A 21,858-nucleotide genomic window follows, 5' to 3' on the forward strand; every position below is an offset into this window, starting at 1 on the left:
ATCCTGGCAAGCCCCTTCGCGGCGGCCAGTCTTCCTGCAACCCATCGGTCGCGCGGTCCTGCCGCGCGGCCGTTTCTTCGAGAACGGACCCGCATGCGAAACATCGTTGACAAGACATTGGACAGCCGCTGGCTGTGGATTGGCGCCCGCGTCCTGCTGGCGGTGGTGTTCCTGTCTTCCGGGCTGGCCAAGCTGCTCGACTTCCAGGGCGGGCTGGCCGAAATGCGCGCTGCGGGGCTGGAGCCGGACTGGCTGTTCAACATCGCCACCATCGCGGTGCTGCTGGGCGGTTCGGTATTGCTGCTGCTCGATCGTGCGCTGTGGCTGGGCGCCGGCGCACTGGCGGTGTTCCTGATGCTGACCATCCTCGTCGTGCACCGCTTCTGGGCGCTGCCGGAACCGCAGGCCAGGACGGCCATGTTCTGGGCCCTGGAGCACATCAGCCTCATCGGTGGCTTGGTCGCAGCGGCGATCGCCAGCCGCCTGCGCCGGCAGTTGGAGGGCAAGGTATGAACGACCGCTTTGCATTTTTTTGCCTGGTACTGGCGAGTGTGATCGGCTTGTCCGCCTGCTCATCGGGCTCGGACGGCGCGGGTGGCTGGCCGGCCGCCAAGGTGGCGCTGGCGCCGGTCGAGCGTGCGCAGGCGCCGCGCGCGTTCCATGGGGTCGGAGAACTGGAAGCGGCGCGGCAGGTGGAACTGGCGTCGGAAACCGCCGGTCGGGTCACGCGCATCGCGTTCACCTCCGGGCAACGGGTGAAGCAAGGCGAATTGTTGGTGCAAATCAACGATGCGCCCGAGCAGGCCGAGCGCCTTCGGCTGCGCGCGCAACTGCGCAATGCCGAGACCGTGCTGGCGCGCACCCGTCGGTTGATGGCCGACAAGGTGGCCACGCAGGAGCAACTCGACCATGCGCAGGCTGCACGCGACATGGCGCAGGGCGAACTGCGTGGGATCGAGGCGCTCATCGCGCAGAAGGCAATCCGTGCGCCGTTCGCGGGCACGATCGGCATTCGTCGCGTGCATGAGGGACAGTACCTCGCTGCGGGAGACGGCATCGCCAGCCTGGTCGATGCCGGGACCCTCAAGGTCAACTTTGCGCTGGACGAACGGGCGGTCCCGCACGTGCGGCCTGGCCAACCGGTCGAGATCCGGGTCGATGCCTGGCCGGAGCGCCGTTTCGAGGCGCAGGTGTCGGCCGTCGATCCGCTGATCGGCGCGTCGCGCACGCTGCGTGTGCAGGCCAGCCTGCCCAACGTCGACGGCGTGCTGCAGGCCGGCATGTTCGCCAACGTGCGCGTGCTGCGTGATCAGCCCACACCGGTGCTGGCGGTGCCCGAGACCGCGGTGACCTACACCGCCTACGGCCAGACGGTGTTCGTCGCCGAGGCCGCAGAGCCGCAGGGAATGACCGTGCGCCGCGTCGCGGTGAAGACGGGCGAACGCTGGGATGGCCGGGTCGAGATCGTCTCCGGCCTGAAGGAAAGCGACCGGGTGGTGGTGTCCGGCCAGCTCAAGCTCAGCGACGGCATGCCGGTCGAGCCGGTTGCACGCGACGCGCTGCACGGGGATGCGGCCTCGCCCCAGGCGAAGACGGCCCGGGAGCAGGCGACATGAGGTTCACCGACGTCTTCGTGCACCGTCCGGTGCTGGCGCTGGTGGTCAGCAGCCTGCTTGTCTTGCTGGGGCTGTTCGCCCTGGGCAAGCTGCCGATCCGGCAATACCCCACTTTGGAAACTTCCACCATCACGGTCAGCACCGAGTACCCGGGCGCCTCGGCCGAGCTGATGCAGGGTTTCGTGACCCAGCCGATCGCGCAGGCAGTGTCCTCGGTCGAGGGCATCGACTACCTGTCCTCCTCGTCGACGCAGGGCCGAAGCCTGGTCACGCTGCGCATGGAACTGAACCGAGACTCGACGCAAGCGTTGACCGAGGCGATGGCCAAGGTCAACCAGGTGCGTTACCGCCTGCCCGAGCGCGCCTACGATCCGGTGATCGAACTTTCCGCCGGGGATTCGACTGCGGTGGCCTATGTGGGCTTCTCCACCGGCAGCCTGTCCACGCCGGAGCTGACGGACTACCTGTCGCGGGTGGTCGAACCCCTGTTCTCCGGCATCGACGGCGTGGCCAAGGTGCAGGTGGATGGCGGCCAGAAGCTGGCGATGCGCCTGTGGCTGGACGCCGAACGGCTGGCCGGGCGCGGCCTGACCGCCACCGATGTGGCCGATGCGATCCGCCGCAACAACTACCAGGCCGCGCCGGGACAGGTGCGTGGGCAGTATGTGATCGCCAATGTGCGGGTCAATTCCGACCTGACCAGCGTGGAGGAATTCCGGGATCTGGTCATCCGCCAGGATGGCAACGATCTGGTGCGCCTGCGCGACGTGGGCACGGTGGAACTGGGCGCCGCCTCGACGCAGACCAGCGGCCAGATGGACGGCGAGCCGGCGGTCTACCTGTCGCTGTTCCCCACGCCCAAGGGCAATCCGCTGGTCATCGTGGACGGCATCCGCCAGTTGCTGCCGGACATCGAGAAGACCTTGCCGCCGGGCGTGAAGGTGGCCATGGTCTACGAGCGCGCGCGCTTCATCGATGCCTCGATCCAGGAAGTGGTCAAGACGCTGCTGGAAGCGGTGCTGATCGTGGTTCTGGTGATCTGGCTGTGCCTGGGTTCGCTGCGCAGCGTGGTGATCCCGGTCGTCGCCATCCCGCTGTCTATGCTGGGCGCGGCGGCGCTGATGCTGGCGTTCGGCTTCAGCATCAATCTGCTGACCCTGCTGGCGATGGTGCTGGCCATCGGGCTCGTGGTGGACGACGCCATCGTGGTGGTCGAGAACGTGCATCGCCACATCGAGGAAGGCAAGTCGCCGGTGGCGGCGGCGCTGGTCGGCGCGCGCGAGATCGCGGGGCCGGTGGTGGCCATGACGCTGACCCTGGCCGCCGTGTATGCACCCATCGGCCTGATGGGCGGGCTGACCGGTGCGCTGTTCCGCGAGTTCGCACTCACCCTGGCCGGCGCGGTGATCGTCTCCGGCGTGGTGGCACTGACGCTGTCGCCGGTGATGAGTTCGCTGCTGCTGAAGTCCAGCCATCAGGACGGTGGACAGGGCCGCATGGCCCGCGTGGCCGAACGGGTCTTCGGCGGCCTCGCGGACCGCTACGGACGGGTGCTGGGTCGGTCGCTGCGGCATCGCTGGCTCAGCGGCGGATTCGCCCTGCTGGTTTGCCTCAGCCTGCCGTTCCTGTACCAGTTGCCGCAGCGCGAACTGGCGCCGCCGGAAGACCAGGCGGCGGTGCTGGCGGCAGTAAAGTCGCCGCAGCACGCCAGCCTGGAGTATGCGGAACGCTTCGCCGACGAACTGCACCGTGTCATGTCCGCGGTGCCCGAGACGATCGGCACGTGGATCATCAACGGCACGGACGGTCCGGCCAACAGCTTCGGCGGCCTGATGCTGTCCGACTGGAGCGAGCGCGCACGCAAGGAGCCGCAGATCGTGGCCGAGTTGCAGGGCGCCGTCGGCGAGATCGTCGGCAGCGACATCTTCGTGTTCCAGGTCGCGCCCCTGCCGGGCGGCAGCGGCGGCCTGCCGGTGCAACTGGTGCTGCGCAGCGCGCAGGACTATCCGGTGCTGTACGAGGCCATGGAGGGGATCAAGCAGCGTGCCCGCGACAGCGGCCTGTTCGTGGTGGTGGACAGCGACCTGGAGTACGACAGCCCCGTCGTGCAGGTGACGATCGACCGCGCCAAGGCGGCAAGTCTGGGCGTTGCGCTGCAGGCCATCGGCGACTCCCTGGGGGTGCTGGTCGGCGAGAACTACGTCAATCGCTTCGCGCTGTTCGGCCGCTCCTACGACGTGATCCCGCAGAGCGTGGGCGAGCAGCGCCTCACCCCGCAGGCGCTGGCGCGGCAGTACGTTCGCACTGCGGGCGGCGAACTGGTGCCGCTGTCCACCGTGGTGCGCCTGGACATGGGCGTGGAGCCCAACCGGCTGAACCAGTTCGACCAGCAGAACGCGGCCACCCTGCAGGCCATTCCCGCGCCGGGCGTCTCGCTGGGCCAGGCGGTGGGTTTCCTCGAACAGGTCGTGGCCGAACTGCCGCCCGGCTTCAGCCACGACTGGCAGTCCGAGTCGCGCCAGTACGTGCAGGAGGGCAACGCTTTGGTCTTCGCCTTCCTGGCCGCCCTGGTCGTGATCTACCTGGTGCTGGCCGCGCAGTACGAGAGCCTGGTCGATCCGCTGATCATTCTGATCACGGTGCCGCTGTCGATCTGCGGCGCCCTGCTGCCGCTGGCACTGGGCTGGGCCACGCTCAACATCTATACCCAGATCGGTCTTGTGACGTTGATCGGACTGATCAGCAAGCACGGCATCCTGATGGTCGAGTTCGCCAACGAACTGCAGGTCCACGAGCGGCTGGACCGCCGCGCCGCCATCATCCGCGCCGCGCAGATCCGTCTGCGTCCGGTGTTGATGACCACCGGGGCCATGGCCTTCGGCGTGGTGCCGCTGCTGTTTGCGAGCGGGGCGGGCGCCAACAGCCGTTTCGGCCTTGGGGCAGTGATCGTCTGCGGCATGCTGGTGGGCACGCTGTTCACCCTGTTCGTGCTGCCCACCATCTACACCCTGCTGGCGCGCGACCACCGCGTGCAGAGCGCGCGCAGCCGGCAACTAGCCGAGATCGCACGCACCGAAGGAGCGGCGACATGAGCACAAGCACCCAATGCGTCCGCACATGGGCGGCTGCGGCGTTCGCCACGGCGCTGGCGGGTTGCGCCGTCGGTCCGCAGTACGTCCGGCCGCAAGCGCCTGCCATCGTGCTGGCCAGCCCGCAGGCCGCGGAGTTCGCTGCAGCCGACGCCGACGCCGACGTCGCGCCGGTCGCGTGGTGGCAGGTCTTCGACGACGAGGGCCTCAGCCGCTGGATCGAGGCGGCGCTGGCGCGCAACCATGACATCCGCCAGGCCCAGGCCAACCTGCTGGCGGCACGCGCCATCTTCGACGAGCGTCGGCTCGATCGTCTGCCGGGCGTGACCAGCGGCGCTGGCTACACCCGTGGCATCCAGCAACAGGCGAGCAACGGTGGCCAGCGCTCCCTGTCCGAGTCCTGGCAGGCTGGCTTCGACGTGCAATGGGAGGTCGACCTGTTCGGTCGCCTGGACCGGCTGCAGCGGGCGGCGATGGCGCGGGCCGAGGCCACCCAGGCGGAACTGGAGATGACACGCCTGAGCATTGCCGCCGAGGTGGCCCGCACCTGGTTCGAGGCGCAAGGCTATCGACGGCGACTGGAGGTCACACGACAGGAAGCAGACAACTGGCGTGAAACCGTACGGCTTGCCCAGGCCAGCCTGCACGCCGGCGCCGGCCTGCCCGAGGAGGTGGAGAATGCGCAGGCGAACCTGTTGCGCAGCGAGGCAGAGCTTCCAGCGCTGGTGGCGGCGTTGCAGCAGGCCCGCCATCGGCTCGATGTCCTCGCAGGGCAGCGGCCCGGCCTGGGCGGCCTGCCCGCACCGGACGCCGTGCGAGCCGCACCGCTGGTGGCGCGTGTGCCGTTGGGCGATGTGAACCGGATGATCCTGGCGCGCCCGGACGTCATGCAGGCCGAGCGCATGCTCGCCGCCGGCGTCGAGGATGTCGGCGCGGCGACGGCTGACCTCTATCCGCGCATCGAGGTGGGTGGATTTCTTGGCTTCTTCGCGTTGCGCGACGGAGATTTCGGCAGCGCTGCCTCGCGTGCCTTCCAGATCGCGCCAACGGTGTCCTGGCCCGCACTGCGATTGGGCAATGCCCGTGCCCGGCTGCGCGGGGCCGAGGCGCTGTCCGATGGCGCGATGGCGCGCTATGAGCAGGTGCTCCTGACCGCGCAGCAGGAGGTCGAGAGCGCGGTGACGCAAGTGGCCGAACAGCAGCGCCAGCTGGCGGGACTGCTGCAAGCCGCACAACACGCCCAGGCCGCGTTCGACATCGCCGACAGGCGCTACCGCGCCGGGGCCGGAAGCTACCAGGCCGTGCTGGAGAACCAGCGCACCCTGTTCCAGTTGCGTCGGCAGATAGCACAGCAGGAAGTCGACTCCCAGATACACATCGTGGCCCTGTACAAGGCCTTGGGCTGGAACGTCCCAAGTCCCGAGGACGCGGAAAGCCTATCTTCCAGCCCCGGCCGCCAGGCTGCGAGGCATCGATCGGGAGCGTAGCGATGCTGATGCGCCATATCCGATACTTCATCGCCGTGGCGGAAGAGCTCAGCTTTACTCGTGCGGCGGAACGGCTTCACATCGAGCAGTCGCCACTGTCGCGATCCATTCGTCAACTGGAGGATGACCTGGGCGTCAGGCTGTTCGAACGCAACAGCCATGGCACCCGGCTCACATGGGCTGGACAGGTCTTCCTTGACGAAGCACGGCGCGTGCTGGCGGCCGCCGAGCAGGCCCGGGCCGGCGCACGCGCTGCGGCAACCGGATACCGGGGCATCCTGCGAATCGCGCTCTCCGATGGAATTTCGCCATCGCACCTGAGCGACCTGCTGGCTCGCTGCCGCGAGGAGTCGCCCGAGGTCGAGATCAGCCTGTTCGAGGTGACGCTCGCCCAGCAGTTGAAAGGCCTGAGAGAGGGTGACTATGACGCGGGGTTCGCCAAGGCGGAACATCCAGGTGAAGGATTGCTGGCGACGCCAGCGTGGAGCGAGCCCCTGGTCGTGGCGGTGCCTGCGAGGCATCCCGCCCTGATTCATCCCGAACTCTCCCTGATGGAACTGCTGTCCCATCCACTGGTGCTTTGCGATCCGGAAGCGTGCGCAGGATGCAGCAGGCAAATCGACCGGCTCCTGCGTGCCGCGGAATGCGAGGTCAGGATTGCCGAACGGGTGGTATCCCATGACTTGCTGATGGCGCTGGTGGCAGCAGGCTACGGCCTCGGGATCACAACCCGCCCGCAACTGTCCCTATGGCGGCACCCGGACGTCGCTTCGCGTCCGCTGGCCGGTGAGGTGCCACCACTGACGACCTACCTGCTGCGCAGGGATGCCGAGGATTCGGAGCAACTGCGCAGCTTCGTCGAAAGGTTGCAACGACCCAGTAGGCAGGTACCCGACAAGGAGTAGACCGCCTGCTTACATGTCCAGCAGTAGATCGGCTAAGGCCTGCGGATGGCTGATCATCGCATCATGCGGGGCGTCCAGTTGCAGATAGTTCCAGCCGTCGTTCCTGGCCCGTGAGACGGAGCGTGCGAGAAGCTCACCGGGCGCCTGGCTGCAACGGACATAGGTCCTGCGGCAGGCGGACAACGGGCTTTTCAGGCGGATGCATTCGAAGTAACTCTGTGCGGGCTGGCCCCTCAGGCGCATGTCCACCCATGCCTGGTCGGCCGGGGAGATGCCGAACTGCGCGGCGGGCAAGGGAGGGATCCGCCAGTCCGGATGGGCGGCCATGGCATTGGCGTAGCGGTCGATGAGATGCGGTGCGTGATCGAGCAACTTCTCTCCGTCGAGGGGAAGGAACGCGTCGAGGAGCACCAGATGGTCGATCCTTTCTCCCAGGCGTGATGCGGCGGCGCAAGCCGGGAATCCGGCATAGCTGTGGCCGACCAACGTGATCGTTCCCAGGTTCTCTGCATGGGCGAGGATGTCGTCGACGTGGTGGCTCAGTCCGAAGCGCCCAGGGGTGCCATCCAGGCCGCTCAGCGTCGGTGTCACCACGCGCCGTCCCGCAGCAGCCAGCAGTGGAGCCACGCGCTCCCAGCACCAGCCGCCGTGCCAGGCGCCATGCACGAGGAGAAGGTCGCTCGCACGGGGGGATCGTGTCATTGCGAGGCCTGGCCGGACAGCAGGGGATACAGCGACAGCACGAGCAGGATGGCCATCGCGATGTTGAAGATGCGCAAATGGCGCCTGTCCGTCAGCCAACGACGCAGCGTCGTGCCGAAGGCTGCCCAGACGGCAACGCTTGGCGCATTGACGACGGCATAGAGCGCGGCGATGACGATCACCGCCAGCACGCCGCCCTCGGCGGGTGCGTAGGTGGCAATGGCCCCGATGGCCATGATCCATGCCTTGGGATTGACCCATTGGAAGGCGGCGGCCTTCCAGAAACCGAATGGCCGGCCGGGCGCCGAGGTTTCCTGCAGCGGCTGGGCTGTGGCGATCTGCCAGGCGAGCCAGAGCAGGTAGACCGCACCGACCACGCGCAAGGTGGTGTACAGGAAGGGATAGGCGAGGAACAGGCGCCCGAGTCCCGCCCCCACGCCGAACACCATCGCCGCGAAGCCGAGGCTGATGCCAAGGATGTGCGGCACGCTGCGAACGAACCCATGGTTGAGTCCCGAGGCGAGCAGCATGGTGTTGTTGGGGCCGGGGGTGATGGAAGTCACGAACGCATAGGTCATGAAGGCAAGGAGCAAGTCTGGTCGCATGGACGTATGGGCATCACGGTAATGGGCAAGGAAGGGAAAGCGAGGTCGATCGCGGTGTGCCGGATCACGGCACGCCGATGCAATGCGTGATGAACGCATTGCGCTGTTCGATGCGCCGGTAGTAGCCGTCCACTGCCTCCAGGCGAGGGTGTTCGAATGGCGTCTGGTACCAGCGATGCACGGACAGTCCAATGGCAATGTCCGCCAGGCTGAACGCGTCGCCCGCGGTGTAGGCACCCGTCTCCACCAGCCGGCCGTCCAGCACGCGCATGAACCGATGCCAGGCTTGCAGCGACCGCTGTACCTCGGCCGCATCGGCGTGCTCCGGCGAGTGCCTTGCCAATGCCATGAAAGCGTAGCTCCACGCACGGTTGAGATCGGACGCCTGCCAGTCCAGCCACTGGTCGACGCGGGCGCGTACCATGGCGCCCTGGGGGTACAGCGCCGCACCGCCATGGCGATTGGCGAGGTAGCGCAGGATGGTGTTCGACTCCCACAGCACGAAATCACCGTCGATCAGCACGGGCACCATTGCGTTCGGATTGAGCGCCCTGAAGGCGTCCTCGGTCACGTCACGAAAGCCGCTGCCCCAGTCTTCCTGCTGGAACGGCAAGCCAAGCTCGGCGCATGCCCACAGGACCTTGCGGACATTGATGGAGGATCGCTTTCCGAGGATCTTGAGCATGTGTCGTTCCGGTGGAACTTGTGGGTGTGATGGCTTCGAAGGTGTCGAGGAGTCAGGCCCGGTGTACTTCACGCGGCCATGAGTTCCTCGCGGCGCTGGATGATGCGCGACACGAGCCCGTAGGAAACCGCTTCCTCGGCCGGCATCCACAGATCGCGCTCGATGTCCTGCATCACGCGTTCGAGGGGCTGGCCGGTCTCGCGCGCGATGACCTGGGCAATGCGTTCCCGGGCCTTGATGATCTCCTTGGCCTGGATGGCGATATCGCTGGCGGGGCCACCGGCGCCACCGCTGGGCTGGTGGATCAGGAATCGGGTCTGCGGCAAGCAGAAACGCCTCTCGCGGGGCGCGCCCAGGTAGAGATGGGTGGCCGCGCTGCCGACCCACCCTGTGCCCACCATGTTGACGGGCGAGGAAACGAAGCGCACGACATCATGGGTCGCATCGCCCGATTCCAGGTGGCCGCCCGGAGAGGAAACGATCATGGTGATCGGTGCGCTGGATTCTGCGTCCAGCGCCAGGAGCTTGCGGACGGTTTCCGAGGCCAGCGTATCCGTCACGGTGCCGAACACGAGCACCATCCGCGCGCGAAAGGCTTTTTCTTCCAGAAAGGGGCTGGCCCCGCCTGGCTGGGCTGCGGGGGGTGGGGACTCGGTTTGGCAGGTGAACATGAATGGAGGCTCCGGAGATTTCAGCGGTGGTATTGAAGACGCGCACACCCTGGGATGCACGCGCCACCACAGGATAAAACCTCAGGTTAACTTTAGGTCAAGCGCGGTGACAGAAGAGCCCGGGCAAGGCGGCTTTGGCCCGGGCCGGCTGCCCGGTCGCGGTCAGTGCTCACGCGGGGGAAAGCCCGCTTCGCGCAGGGCGGCGGCGATCTGAGCCTCGGATGCCGTGGTCTGCACCTGGACCGTGCGGTTCGGCGGGTCGGCAATGACGCTGGCGGCGGGGTCGATCCCCTGGATCACCTTGGTCACTGTGCGGGCGCAACCGCCGCAGGTCATGTCATCGAGATGGAATTGCATGAAAAACTCCTTGTTGGGGGTTGAGGTGTTCATCAGTCTGGTGCTCGCCATGGTGGCAAGGTCAAGTGGCCTGCCCGCGCTCAGGGGCAGCACAGCCATGACCGGGCCGTTCCAGGGAATTCAGAATCGGGCAGTCGGGGCGTTCGTCGCCGGCGCAGTGACTGACCAGTGTCTTGAGCGTGTCGGACAGTTGCCGCATGTTGTCGATGCGCCGGTCCAATTCGGCGATGTGCGCCTCGGCCAGGCGCTTGACGTCTGCGCTCTGGCGCGACTGGTCGTTCCAGAGGTTCAGCAGATCACCGATCTTGGCCACCGAGAACCCCAGATCGCGGGCGTGGCCGATGAAGCGCAGCCGGTGGACATCGGTCTGGGCATAGTTGCGATAGCCGGATTCGGTCCGCGCGGCGGGCGGGATGAGTCCGATCTGCTCGTAGTAGCGGATCATCTTGGCGGACACGTTCGAGGCCATGGATGCTTCGCCGATGTTCATGACGATTCTCCTGGTTCAGGTGGTGGGATTGGCAGAGCCGGCCATCGGCGGCCGGAAGCGGCGCAGGCGCAGCGCATTGCCGAGCACGAACACGCTGGACATGGCCATGGCGCCGGCGGCGAAGATCGGCGAAAGCAGCACGCCCCAGCCGGGATACAGCGCGCCGGCGGCCACCGGGATCAGCGCCGTGTTGTAGGCAAAAGCCCAGAACAGGTTCTGGCGGATATTGCCCAGCGTGGCCCTGGACAGTGCGATGGCGTTGGGCACGCCTTGCAGATTGCCGGACATCAGCACCACGTCGGCCGACTCCACCGCCACGTCGGTGCCGGTGCCGATGGCCAGGCCCACATCCGCTTCGGCCAGCGCCGGGGCGTCGTTGATGCCGTCGCCCACGAAGGCGATCCGGCCATGCGCTGCCTTCAGGCGGCGCACGGCATCCACCTTGCCGGCAGGCAGCACGTCGGCCACCACGTCGTCGATGCCCAGTTGCCGGGCGATGGCCTGGGCGGTGCGGGCGTTGTCGCCGGTGATCATGGCGACCTTCAGGCCGAGCTGGTGCAGGGCCGCGATGGCGGCGGGCGAGCTGGGCTTGATCGGGTCGGCCACGGCGATGATGGCGGCCAGGCGGCCGTCGATGGCGGCGTACAGCGGCGACTTGCCTTCGTTGCCCAGGCGCTCGGCCGTGTCGGCAAAGCCGCCCACATCCAGGCCCAATTCACGCATGTAGCGGTCGGCGCCCACCTCGACGCGAACCCCGTCCACCCGGGCGCGCACGCCCATGCCGGTGACCGATTCGAAGTCCGTCATGGCCGCAGGCACGATGCCTTGCGCTGCGGCGGATTCGACGATGGCGCGGGCGATGGGGTGCTCCGAGCGCGATTCCACCGCCGCGACCTTGGCCAGCACATCGGCGTGGTCGAACCCGGTGGCGAGCTCCAGATCGGTCAGCGCGGGCTTGCCTTCGGTCAGGGTGCCGGTCTTGTCCACGGCCACCACCCGGGCGTCCTTGAGCAACTGCAGGGCTTCGCCCTTGCGGAACAACACGCCCAGTTCGGCGCCCCGGCCGGTGCCGACCATGATCGAGGTCGGGGTGGCCAGGCCCATGGCGCAGGGGCAGGCGATGATCAGTACCGCCACCGCGTTGACCAGCGCGAACGTCAGTGCCGGCGCGGGGCCGAACACCAGCCAGGCCAGGAAGGTCAGCAGGGCCGCCAGCATGACGGCGGGCACGAACCACAGGGTCACCTTGTCCACCACGGCCTGGATCGGCAGCTTGGAGCCCTGGGCCTGTTCGACCAGGCGGATGATCTGCGCGAGCATGGTCTGCGCACCCACCGCGGTGGCGCGCAGCGTCAGCGCGCCCTTTTGGTTGACGGTGCCGCCCACCACGGTGCTGCCTGCGGCCTTTTCAACGGGGATCGGTTCGCCGGTGATCATGGATTCGTCCACGAAGCTGCGGCCGTCGGTCACTTCGCCATCGACCGGCACCCGTTCGCCCGGGCGCACGTCCACGACATCGCCCACCACCACGTCGGCGATCGGGATGTCCACGCTGCGGCCGTCGCGCTGCACATGCGCCAGCTTGGCCTGCAGGCCCACCAGCCGCTGGATGGCCTCGGACGTGCGGCCCTTGGCGCGCGCTTCCAGATAGCGGCCCAGCAGGATCAGCGCGACGATGACGGCGGCTGCCTCGTAATAGACGTTGACCGTGCCGGACGGCAGCAGGCCGGGGGCGAAGGTGGCGACCACCGAGTAGCCGAACGCGGCGGCCGTGCCGACCGCGACCAGCGAGTTCATGTCCGGCGCCAGCCGCACCAGCGCCGGGAACCCCTTGGTGTAGAAGCGTCGGCCCGGGATGGCCAGCACCAGCAGCGTCAGCACGAATTGTGCATACCAGCTTTCCTGCATGCCGATCGTGTTGGCAACCCATGCGTGCATGCCGGGAATCAGGTGCGAACCCATTTCCAGCACGAAGACCGGCAGCGCCAATACGGTGGCCAGGATCAGGTCGCGCTTGAGCGCGGCGCGCTCGGCGTCCTTTTTCTGCGCGGCGGCTTCCTCCGCCTGCGCGCCGGTATCCACCGGGCGGGCCTCGTAGCCGGCGTTCCCGATGGCGGCGACCAGTGCCTGCACGGCGGCCGTGCCGCGCACGGTGGCGCGCTCGGTGGCCAGGTTGACCGTGGCCTCGGTGACGCCGGGCACCGCCCTGAGCGCTTTTTCGACGCGGCCCACGCAGGAGGCGCAGGTCATGCCGGAGATCGCCAGTTCGACGTTGCCGGTGGGCACGGTGTAGCCCGCTTGTTCCACCGCCTGCACCAGCGCCCGGTGATCCACCGGGCCGGTGGGGTGGATTTCCGCCCGCTCGGTGGCGAGGTTGACGGACACGCTGCCCACGCCCTCGACCTTGGCCAGGGCGGCCTCGATCCGGCCCACGCAACTGGCGCAGCTCATGCCCTCGATGGGCAGGCGGATTGTGGCGGTTGGCGTGCCGCCGGAGCTTGGCATGTTCATGGCGGATCTCCCATCGTTGGAATTCGAGATGGGGCCAGCGTAAAGCTTGCCATCATGGGAAAGTCAAGCGGTCGGGAACAGGGGGGACGGGCGCCGTCGTCAGGCCTCGCCGCCGGCTGGCGCCAGGGCATCCGGGGTGAAGAACACGTCGGCGTGCAGATCCTCCGCCGCCAGGCCGCGGGCGAACGCCATTTCCATCGCTGCGTCCACCATCGCCGGCGGCCCGGCGGCATAGACCTTCCAGCCGTGGAGGCGCGGCAGGTCTTCCGCGGCGGCCCGGGTGACCAGGCCGCGACGATGGCGGGTGGCGCGTGCCTCGGACAACACGGGGACGAAGCACAAGTTGGCGTGCCGGCGGGCCAGGTCTTGGAAATGCCCGGTCAGATACAGGTCATGCTCTTCGCGGGCGCCGAAATAGACGTGGATGGGCTGCCGCATGCCGAGCGCCAGCGCGGTTTCGACGATCGCCTTGATGGGCGCCAGCCCCGAGCCGCCGGCCAGGCACAGCATCGGCCCGCAATGGCCGTCGCGCAGGTGCGATGCGCCGCGCGGGATCTCCAGCGTCACCGGATCGCCTGGTTTCAGGACAGTATGGACGTGTCCCGAGACCACGCCTCCGGGCACGCGGCGGATGTGGAATTCCAGCACCGGGTCGCCTGGCGGGTTGGCCATCGAATAGCTGCGCGCGGGGGCATTCCCGAACCGGATATCGGCGTACTGCCCCGCAGCGAAGGCAAGCGGGGCGCCATCGGTCAGGCCGATCCGGACCCGCCGGATATCGTGGGTCAACGCGTCGATGGACAGGACCACGCCTTCCCGCATGCAGGAAGGCGGCAGCGCGGCCAGGTCGGATGCGACCCAGGCCACGGCCACGTCCGTCCTGGGCACGGCCCGGCACGCGAGGATCAGGCCGCCGGCCTTCTCATCGTCCGTCAAGGCATGGCGGGAATGCGGCAACAAGTCCACCTCGCCCGCGACCAGGCGCGATTTGCAAGCGCCGCAGCGGCCGGCACGGCATCCATGCGGATAAGGAACGTCCTGCGCCAGCGCCGCCTCGAGCAAGGTCTGCCCGTCCGCGACTTCCAGCACGGCGGGCGCCTGCCGGATGAAGAGGGTCTTCACCGCCATGATCCGCTCAATTCCCCGCCGTCAGGCCGAGTGCTCTCGCGAGGCCCGGCTTCTGGCGTTCGAAGCTGCCGTAGAACACCTCGTTGCCGATGACCGAGATGGGGGCGACCCGCACGCCGGTGCGGGACTTGGCCTCGGCCGCGATCCGCGGGTCGGTCAGGTCGCGCTCCTCGAAGGCGATCCCCTGCGACGCGAGCCAGCGCTTGAGCGCCAGGCAATCGGGGCAGGTCGGCGTCGTGTAGAGGAGAAGACGGCGTGTGGGGACTGTGTTCTGCATGCTGGCTCCGGTGCATTGGGGCTTGAACGAGGCGGCCCAATCTAGTCCTTGCCACCATTGCAAGGTCAACACCCGACCGTTTGCACAGGGTGACGCAGACCATCGAATTGCTGGGCCACGACGAGAAATGTTGCCGTCATGGCGCTGCAGGCCGATGGCTTGACCTTCCCTTCGTTGTAACCCGCAGCATTGCCCGGAACTACCGCAGAGATGCTTCGGAAGGGCCGAAGCCCTGCGACAAAGAAAGGGGCATTCCATGCATAGAAACTACAAGATTGCCGTGATGGCGGGCATCGTCGCCGCTGCCGCCGGGCTGGCTTTTGCGGTCGGTGATGCGCCGGACAACACGGCGCAGGACAAGGCCACGTCTGCCGGTCCGCCGTCGGCGCCGCAGGTGCCGGTGGCGGAAGTCATGACCCGTGTCATCGCGCCGTCTTCCGAGTTCACCGGCTTCATCGCTGCGCCCGAGACCGTAGAACTGCATTCGCGGGTGAGCGGCTCCGTCGATGTGGTCCGCGTTCCGGAGGGCGGCCTGGTCCGCAAGGGACAGCTGCTGTTCCAGATCGATCCGCGACCGTTCCAGATTGCGCTGGATACCGCTGCCGCGCAATTGCGCCAGGCCGAGGCACTGGCCAACCAGGCCGAGGTGGATTTCGCGCGCGCCGAGCGCCTGGTGTCCACAGGCGCGGTCTCGCGCAAGATCCATGACGATGCGGCGGCAACGCGGAATGCCCGGCGTGCCGAAGTGCAGGCCGCCAAGGCAGCCGTTGCCGCCGCGCAATTGGATCTGACGTACTCGCGCATCACGGCTCCGATCTCCGGCCGCGTCGATCGCGTGTTCGTGACCGAGGGCAATCTGGTCAGTGGTGGTGCGACAGGCACCGCCAGCTTGTTGACCACCATCGTTTCGGTCGATCCCCTGCATGTGTACTTCGACGTCGATGAAGCCACCTATCTGAACGCGGTCAGGCATCGCCGGCCCGATGGTACGGGTGGGCGGCCAGCGCTGTCGGTCGACGTGGGATTGAGTACGGACAAGGGCTTCCCGTATCGGGGCGAGCTCGATTTCCTGGGCAACCAGATCGACCGCGGCACCGGCACCATTCGCGCACGCGCCGTCGTGCCCAACCCGGATGGAGCATTGTTGCCTGGGGCGTTTGCCCGGGTCCGTCTGAGCACCGGCGCAGCGCGCCAGGCCGTACTGGTCGCCGATCTGGCCGTGGGCACCGACCAGGGCAAGCACTATGTGCTGGTCGTGGACAAGAACAACCAGGCCCAGTATCGCCCGGTGGAACTGGGGCCGATGGCGGACGGCTTGCGCGTCATCCATGGCGGTTTGCAGGCCGGCGAAAAAATCGTCGTCAAAGGCCTGGTGCGCCCGGGCATGACGGTCGCTCCCCGCCCGGTGGCCATGCAGGCATCCACCGACACGTCCGATGCGCATGCCCCGAGCGGCGCCAAGGCGGACGCGACGGAGGCCCGGCCATGAAGTTTCCCCACTTTTTCATTGCGCGGCCGATCTTCGCCATCGTGCTGTCCCTGTTGATGCTGCTGGCGGGTGCCATCGCCTTCTGGCAGCTGCCGCTGAGCGAATACCCAGCCGTCACCCCACCCACGGTGCAGGTCACCGCGAGCTACCCGGGCGCCAATCCCGAGGTGATCGCCGATACCGTGGCCGCGCCGTTGGAGCAGGCGATCAACGGCGTCGAAGGCATGCTGTACATGAATTCGCAGATGGCCACCGACGGTCGCATGGCGCTGACCATCGCGTTCAAGCAGGGAACGGACCCCGACATGGCGCAGATCCAGGTGCAGAACCGGGTCTCGCGCGCGCTGCCGAGGCTGCCCGAGGAAGTGCAGCGCATTGGTGTCGTCACGCAGAAGACCTCGCCCGACGTGCTGATGGTGGTGCACATCGTTTCGCCGCAAAAACGGTATGACGCGCTCTACCTGTCGAACTTTGCCATCCGCCAGGTACGCGACGAACTGGCTCGTCTGCCCGGTGTCGGCGATGTCCTGGTCTGGGGCGCGGGCGAGTATTCCATGCGCGTCTGGCTGGATCCGTCCAAGGTTGCCACGCGCGGCCTGACCGCCAGCGATGTGGTTGCTGCGCTGCGCGAGCAGAACGTGCAGGTCGCCGCCGGATCGGTGGGGCAGCAGCCGGATGCGTCGGCCGCTTTCCAGGTGACGGTCAACATGCTGGGGCGCCTGACCAGCGCGGAACAGTTCGGCGAGATCGTCCTCAAGACCGGCGCGGACGGGCAGGTCACGCGCCTGCGCGACGTGGCCCGCGTGTCCCTGGGCGCCGACGCCTATGCCCTGCGCAGTCTGATCGACGGTGAACCGGCCACGGCACTGCAGATCATCCAGAGCCCAGGCGCCAACGCCATCGATGTCTCCAATGCCGTGCGCGCCAAGATGCGGGAGTTGCAGCAGGACTTCCCGCAGGACATCTCCCATCGCATCGCTTACGACCCCACGGTGTTCGTGCGCGCCTCGCTGAAATCGGTGGCCGTCACGCTGCTGGAAGCCATTGTGCTGGTCGTCATCGTGGTCGTATTGTTCCTGCAGACTTGGCGCGCATCCATCATCCCGCTCGTCGCGGTTCCGGTGTCACTGGTCGGCACCTTCGCGGTGATGCATCTGTTCGGCTTTTCGCTGAACACACTGTCCCTGTTCGGCCTGGTGCTGTCGATCGGCATCGTGGTGGACGACGCCATCGTGGTGGTCGAAAACGTGGAACGCCACATGGCCCTGGGCGAGCCGCCCGGGCGGGCTGCGCGCAAGGCCATGGACGAGGTGACCGGGCCTATCCTGGCCATCACCTCGGTGCTGGCGGCGGTTTTCATCCCGTCCGCCTTCCTGTCCGGTCTGCAGGGCGAGTTCTATCGGCAGTTTGCCCTGACCATCGCCATCTCGACCATCCTGTCGGCCATCAATTCGCTCACCCTGTCGCCCGCGCTGGCTGCCATCCTGCTCAAGCCGCATCACGGCACGATGCAGGCCGACTGGCTGACACGTGCCATTGAAGCCGCGCTCGGTGGGTTCTTCCATCGTTTCAACCGTTTCTTCGAGCGTGCTTCGGGTGCCTATGTGGGCGCCGTGCGCCGGGCCGTGCGTGGCAGCGCCGTCGTGCTGTTGCTGTATGCCGGCTTCGTCGGCCTGACCTGGCTGGGCTTCCACAAGGTGCCCAACGGTTTCGTGCCGGCCCAGGACAAGTACTTCCTGGTCGGCATCGCCCAATTGCCCAGCGGCGCGTCGCTCGACCGCACCGAGGCGGTCGTCAAACAGATGTCCGACATCGCCCTGGCCGAGCCCGGCGTGGAAAGCGTGGTGGCTTTTCCGGGCCTGTCGGTCAATGGTCCGGTGAACGTACCGAATTCGGCCCTGATGTTCGCCATGCTCAAGCCATTCGACGAGCGCAAGGATCCGTCGCTGTCGGCCAATGCCATCGCCGGCAGGCTGATGGGCAGGTTCAGCCAGATCCCGGACGGCTTCGTGGGGATGTTCCCGCCACCGCCCGTGCCCGGGCTGGGCGCCATGGGTGGCTTCAAGCTGCAGATCGAGGATCGGGCCGGGCTGGGCTTCGAAGCCCTGGCGCAGGCGCAGGGCCAGATCATGGCAAAGGCTATGCAGGCGCCCGAACTGGCCAATATGCTCGCCAGCTTCCAGACCAATGCGCCGCAGCTGGCGGTGGACGTGGATCGCGTGAAGGCCAAGTCGCTGGGCGTGCCGCTCACCGATGTGTTCGAAACCCTGCAGATCAACCTCGGATCGCTCTACGTGAACGACTTCAACCGCTTTGGCCGTACCTACAAGGTCATGGCCCAGGCCGATGCGCCGTTCCGCATGCAGGCCGAGGACATCGGGCAGCTCAAGGTGCGCAATGCCGACGGGGACATGATTCCGCTCAGTGCGTTCGTGCGCATCTCGCGCGGATCTGGCCCGGACCGCATCATCCACTACAACGGCTTTCCGTCGGCAGACATCAGCGGGGGCCCCGCGCCAGGCTACTCGTCTGGCCAGGCCACGGACGCCATCGAGAAGATCGTGCGCGAGACCCTGCCGGAAGGCATGACGTTCGAGTGGACGGATCTGGTTTACCAGGAAAAGCAGGCGGGCAACTCGGCGCTGTACATCTTTCCGCTGGCGGTACTGCTCGCCTTCCTGATCCTGGCTGCCCAGTACAACAGCTGGTCGCTGCCTTTCGCCGTACTGCTGATCGCACCCATGGCGTTGCTGTCGGCAATCGCGGGCGTCTGGCTCGCCGGTGGCGACAACAACATCTTCACGCAGATCGGTTTTGTCGTGCTGGTCGGCCTGGCCGCCAAGAACGCCATTCTGATCGTGGAATTCGCCCGTGCCAAGGAACACGAAGGCGCCGATCCACTGGCGGCAGTGCAGGAGGCGGCGCGCTTGCGCCTGCGCCCGATCCTGATGACCTCGTTCGCCTTCATTGCCGGTGTCGTGCCACTGGTGCTGGCCAGCGGTGCCGGCGCGGAGATGCGCCATGCCATGGGCATCGCGGTGTTCGCCGGCATGTTGGGGGTGACCCTGTTCGGGTTGCTGCTGACGCCCGTTTTCTATGTCGTGGTGCGCAAGTTGGCCTTGCGCCGCAGTGACCGCCGCGCTCGCGATGGCTCAGTTGGTCAGTCCGCAACGGAGCAAGGATGAGGCTTGATATGAAAACGTTACTCGCACTTCGTCGCAGGGCCGCAGGGCTGGTTTCGCTTGCGTTCGCCGCGGGTCTGGCCGGATGTTCCCTGGCCCCGGTGTATCAACGCCCGGAAGTTCCGGTTGCGGCGGTTTATCCCAGTGGAGCCACCCAGGCCGCTGAAGTCGCCTTTCCGGCCGGGGAAACGGCTGCGGCCGACATCGGCTGGCGTGACTTCTTCCGTGACCCGCTCCTGCAGCAATTGATCGCCATCGCATTGGATAACAATCGTGATCTGCGCAAGGCTGCGCTCAATGTGGAAGCGGCCCAGGCGCTGTACCGCATCCGGCGCGCCGACATGCTGCCGAACCTGGGTGCGGTCGCCAGTTCGGCAGTCGAGCGTGTTCCGGCTGATCTGAGTACGGCGGGTGTCACCCGGATCAATCGGCGCCACGAGGCAGCGGGTGTTGCGTCTGCCTGGGAACTGGATCTGTGGGGGCGCATTCGCTCGCTCAGCGACCGGGCGCTGGCATCCTATCTGGCCTTGGCCGAAACCCGCATCGCCACGCAGATGACTCTGGTGGCCGAAGTGGCCAATGCCTATCTGTCGCTGTGCGCCGATCAGGCACTGCTGCATCTGACGGCCGATACCCTGGAGACGCAGCGGCGCTCCTACGAGCTGACCGTCCAGCGAGAGGGCGCCGGCGCCGCGACCCGGCTGGATCTGCGCCGGGCGGAAATCACGCTGCGCAACGCAGAAGCCCAGCATGCGGTCTACACCCGGCAGACGGCCTTGGATCGCAATGCCCTGGTGCTGCTGTTGGGACAGCCATTGACGCGGGAACTTGCCGCGCAGCTGGACGCAGCCGCTACTCTGCCGGATGACGTCGTGCCCGCGACGATCCCCAGCGGGCTGCCGTCAGACCTGCTTGCGCGTCGACCTGACATCCGCGCCGCCGAACAGACACTGCTTGGCGCGAATGCCGATATCGGCGCTGCGCGTGCGGCGTTCTTTCCCACCATCAGCCTGACGGGTTCGGCCGGGACGGCCAGCGCAGACTTGGACAACCTATTCAACGCTGGCTCGGGAGTCTGGAGCTTTCTGCCGAGGATCACTCTGCCTTTGTTCCGGGGAGGCGCCTTGCGGGTCAACCTGGATCTGGCGCATGTGCAAAAGCGCATCGAAGTCGCCAATTATGAACATGCCATCCAGACCGCCTTCCGTGAAGTGGCCGATGGACTGGCAAGGAAAGGCACGCTTGACGCGCAGATCCAATCGGAAGAACTGTCGGTGCAAGCCGGTCTCAGCGCCTACGAACTGGCCGAGCAACGTTACCAGGAAGGCATGGACGACTATCTGGCCCTGCTTGACGCCCACCGCACGCTGTACGGAGCGCAGCAGGCGCTGGTCCGTACGCGTCTGGCGCGGCTGACCAATCGGGTCGACCTGTACAAGGCGCTGGGTGGCGGCTGGTCGGAGCATGGGATCCGTACACAGGCACGCAACTCATGCCTTAAGTCCGAATCGCTTGCCAGCAACGGCGCAGGGCATGTCCTGTGCCACGCTGATCCTGGCCGTTCGTCCTCACGCCCGTTCCAGGATGCGCGGTCCGGGTCCCTGCTCTCCGAACGCGTCCTGGGGATTGCGCAAGGGGCACTGGTCCAGTGACAGGCAGCCGCAGCCGATGCTGCTGTCCAGTTCGTCGCGCAGCCGTGTCAGCCGGGTGATGCGTTCATCCAGGTTGGCGCGCCAGTGCGAAGACAGTTCCCACCATTGCGTAGCCGTTAGGTTGGCGGGCACATCCCTAGCGAAGGGATCTTCTCGCGTGAACTCACGGCAAGGCCCGGACGAACCGCAAACTCGCGTGTGAGTGACGACATCACCGGATGGTCGTTATTGCGGGGTGCCGGTGTCTCCGCTGAGTTCCGCGTCGGCGGCATGAGTAGGCCCTGGAACGCGCGACGCATCGCTGGCGACCAGATCGAGCGCCGACAGCAGCGCATCGCCCTCGACCGGACCGTGCAGCAGCAGCGATTTCCCGGTCAGGCCGTCGTCAAGCCGCACGGTGGGCGTGGCGTTGATGCCGCTGCGCAGGGCCTCGTCGGCCTGCGCGCGGACGATGGCTGCGGAACGATCACTGTCCAGGCATGCCTGGATGGCGGTCGTCAGGCCTAGCCAGGTCAGGTCAGCCGGCAACCCCTGGCCATCGCCCCGGGTGCTTTGGTAGAGCCATGCGATGGCATCGAAGAACGCCTCGTGGCCTTGCGCCTCACCTGCGCACTCGGCCACGCGGGCCAGCCGACTCGCCTCGGGATCGTGCATCGCCAGCGGCAGGTGATGCCACCGCAGGCTGGCCTCGGGATGGGCATCGATCCAGGCCATCAGGGTCGGGTAGTAGGCCTTGCAGAACGGACACTCCAGGTCGGAGTACAGCGTCAGCGTGAAGCGCGCATCGGCTGGGCCGTGACGCCAGGGTGGGCCGGCCGGATGCGCCTGCGCGACCTCAGGCCCCGTGCGTGGTGCCGGCGCACCGGGCGTGCGGTACAGGAGCCAGCCCAGCAGGCCGGCCACAAGGATGCCGGCAACCACCCAGGGCAGCCGTGGCAGGCGCCCGGCGCGCTTGCGAATGGCCTGGGACCGGCTCGGCAAGGTGGTTCGCTTCGAGGACATGACGCGCTCC

At 67.1% G+C, this 21,858-nt stretch carries 18 protein-coding genes and 1 pseudogene; 8 read left to right on the forward strand and 11 right to left on the reverse strand.

Features of this window, described 5'->3' with window-relative positions; genetic code table 11:
* Window positions 1-93: 93 nt before the first annotated feature.
* Genes J8G26_RS07905 through J8G26_RS07925 form a run of 5 tightly spaced genes read left to right on the forward strand, consistent with a single transcriptional unit; the run spans window position 94 to window position 7,097 of the window.
* Window positions 94-513 (forward strand): DoxX family protein, encoded by a 420-nt coding sequence (locus J8G26_RS07905; RefSeq protein WP_210568527.1) that lies wholly within the window; start codon window positions 94-96, stop codon window positions 511-513.
* Window positions 510-1,616, forward strand: coding sequence for an efflux RND transporter periplasmic adaptor subunit (locus tag J8G26_RS07910; RefSeq protein ID WP_210568528.1), 1,107 nt, complete (start codon window positions 510-512; stop codon window positions 1,614-1,616). The genes J8G26_RS07905 and J8G26_RS07910 overlap by 4 nt, the downstream gene beginning before the upstream one ends.
* Window positions 1,613-4,708 (forward strand): MexW/MexI family multidrug efflux RND transporter permease subunit, encoded by a 3,096-nt coding sequence (locus J8G26_RS07915; RefSeq protein ID WP_210568529.1) that lies wholly within the window; start codon window positions 1,613-1,615, stop codon window positions 4,706-4,708. The genes J8G26_RS07910 and J8G26_RS07915 overlap by 4 nt, the downstream gene beginning before the upstream one ends.
* Window positions 4,705-6,192, forward strand: a complete 1,488-nt coding sequence (locus J8G26_RS07920) for a TolC family protein (RefSeq protein ID WP_210568530.1) — start codon at window positions 4,705-4,707, stop codon at window positions 6,190-6,192. The genes J8G26_RS07915 and J8G26_RS07920 overlap by 4 nt, the downstream gene beginning before the upstream one ends.
* Window positions 6,193-6,194: 2 nt before the next feature.
* Window positions 6,195-7,097 carry a LysR family transcriptional regulator gene (locus tag J8G26_RS07925; RefSeq protein WP_210568531.1) on the forward strand — a complete coding sequence of 301 codons (903 nt, stop codon included), beginning with the start codon at window positions 6,195-6,197 and terminating at the stop codon, window positions 7,095-7,097.
* A 9-nt stretch (window positions 7,098-7,106) separates the two neighbouring features.
* On the opposite strand, the gene J8G26_RS07930 is transcribed toward J8G26_RS07925, so the two are convergent.
* From J8G26_RS07930 to J8G26_RS07970, 9 genes are all read right to left on the reverse strand, one after another.
* Window positions 7,107-7,799, reverse strand: a complete 693-nt coding sequence (locus tag J8G26_RS07930; RefSeq protein WP_210568532.1) for an alpha/beta fold hydrolase — start codon at window positions 7,797-7,799, stop codon at window positions 7,107-7,109.
* On the reverse strand, window positions 7,796-8,377 hold the full coding sequence (locus J8G26_RS07935; protein ID WP_231522081.1) for a LysE family translocator: 582 nt from the start codon (window positions 8,375-8,377) through the stop codon (window positions 7,796-7,798). Before J8G26_RS07935 ends, J8G26_RS07930 begins: the two co-directional genes overlap by 4 nt.
* Window positions 8,378-8,468: 91 nt before the next feature.
* Window positions 8,469-9,089, reverse strand: coding sequence for a glutathione S-transferase (locus J8G26_RS07940; RefSeq protein WP_210568534.1), 621 nt, complete (start codon window positions 9,087-9,089; stop codon window positions 8,469-8,471).
* Window positions 9,090-9,157: 68 nt separating this feature from the next.
* Window positions 9,158-9,760 carry an ATP-dependent Clp protease proteolytic subunit gene (locus J8G26_RS07945; protein ID WP_210568535.1) on the reverse strand — a complete coding sequence of 201 codons (603 nt, stop codon included), beginning with the start codon at window positions 9,758-9,760 and terminating at the stop codon, window positions 9,158-9,160.
* A gap of 162 nt (window positions 9,761-9,922) precedes the next feature.
* On the reverse strand, window positions 9,923-10,117 hold the full coding sequence (locus J8G26_RS07950) for a heavy-metal-associated domain-containing protein (RefSeq protein ID WP_210568536.1): 195 nt from the start codon (window positions 10,115-10,117) through the stop codon (window positions 9,923-9,925).
* A gap of 61 nt (window positions 10,118-10,178) precedes the next feature.
* On the reverse strand, window positions 10,179-10,607 hold the full coding sequence (gene cueR, locus J8G26_RS07955; RefSeq protein WP_210568537.1) for a Cu(I)-responsive transcriptional regulator: 429 nt from the start codon (window positions 10,605-10,607) through the stop codon (window positions 10,179-10,181).
* A 15-nt stretch (window positions 10,608-10,622) separates the two neighbouring features.
* The gene (locus tag J8G26_RS07960) at window positions 10,623-13,118 is read right to left on the reverse strand and encodes a heavy metal translocating P-type ATPase (protein WP_246881298.1); all 2,496 of its coding nucleotides are present in this window, start codon (window positions 13,116-13,118) and stop codon (window positions 10,623-10,625) included.
* Window positions 13,119-13,217: 99 nt separating this feature from the next.
* Window positions 13,218-14,246 (reverse strand): 2Fe-2S iron-sulfur cluster-binding protein, encoded by a 1,029-nt coding sequence (locus J8G26_RS07965; protein WP_210568538.1) that lies wholly within the window; start codon window positions 14,244-14,246, stop codon window positions 13,218-13,220.
* Between the two features lie 7 nt (window positions 14,247-14,253).
* Window positions 14,254-14,523: a glutaredoxin family protein gene (locus J8G26_RS07970; RefSeq protein WP_210568539.1), complete on the reverse strand. Its 270-nt coding sequence runs from the start codon at window positions 14,521-14,523 to the stop codon at window positions 14,254-14,256.
* Between the two features lie 256 nt (window positions 14,524-14,779).
* On the opposite strand from J8G26_RS07970, the gene J8G26_RS07975 reads away from it, so the two are divergent.
* From J8G26_RS07975 to J8G26_RS07985, 3 genes are read left to right on the forward strand one after another with little or no spacing between them, the layout of a single operon-like run.
* Window positions 14,780-16,012 carry an efflux RND transporter periplasmic adaptor subunit gene (locus tag J8G26_RS07975; RefSeq protein WP_210568540.1) on the forward strand — a complete coding sequence of 411 codons (1,233 nt, stop codon included), beginning with the start codon at window positions 14,780-14,782 and terminating at the stop codon, window positions 16,010-16,012.
* Entirely contained in the window at window positions 16,009-19,197 is a 3,189-nt protein-coding gene (locus J8G26_RS07980) for an efflux RND transporter permease subunit (RefSeq protein ID WP_210568541.1), read from the forward strand. The genes J8G26_RS07975 and J8G26_RS07980 overlap by 4 nt, the downstream gene beginning before the upstream one ends.
* A gap of 8 nt (window positions 19,198-19,205) precedes the next feature.
* A complete protein-coding gene (locus J8G26_RS07985) occupies window positions 19,206-20,846 on the forward strand; it encodes an efflux transporter outer membrane subunit (RefSeq protein WP_210568542.1) in 1,641 nt (546 codons plus the stop codon).
* Here the strand turns inward: J8G26_RS07985 and J8G26_RS19340 are convergent.
* Both J8G26_RS19340 and J8G26_RS07990 read right to left on the reverse strand, forming a co-directional pair.
* A pseudogene (locus J8G26_RS19340) lies at window positions 20,763-20,966 on the reverse strand (redox-sensitive transcriptional activator SoxR); the annotation flags it as partial. The gene J8G26_RS07985 and the pseudogene J8G26_RS19340 overlap by 84 nt on opposite strands.
* Before the next feature lie 105 nt (window positions 20,967-21,071).
* Window positions 21,072-21,848 (reverse strand): thioredoxin domain-containing protein, encoded by a 777-nt coding sequence (locus tag J8G26_RS07990; RefSeq protein WP_210568543.1) that lies wholly within the window; start codon window positions 21,846-21,848, stop codon window positions 21,072-21,074.
* Between the last annotated feature and the right edge of the window lie 10 nt (window positions 21,849-21,858).

It is taken from the genome of Acidovorax sp. JG5, from assembly GCF_017939685.1.
Classification (GTDB): Bacteria; Pseudomonadota; Gammaproteobacteria; order Burkholderiales; family Burkholderiaceae_C; genus Acidovorax.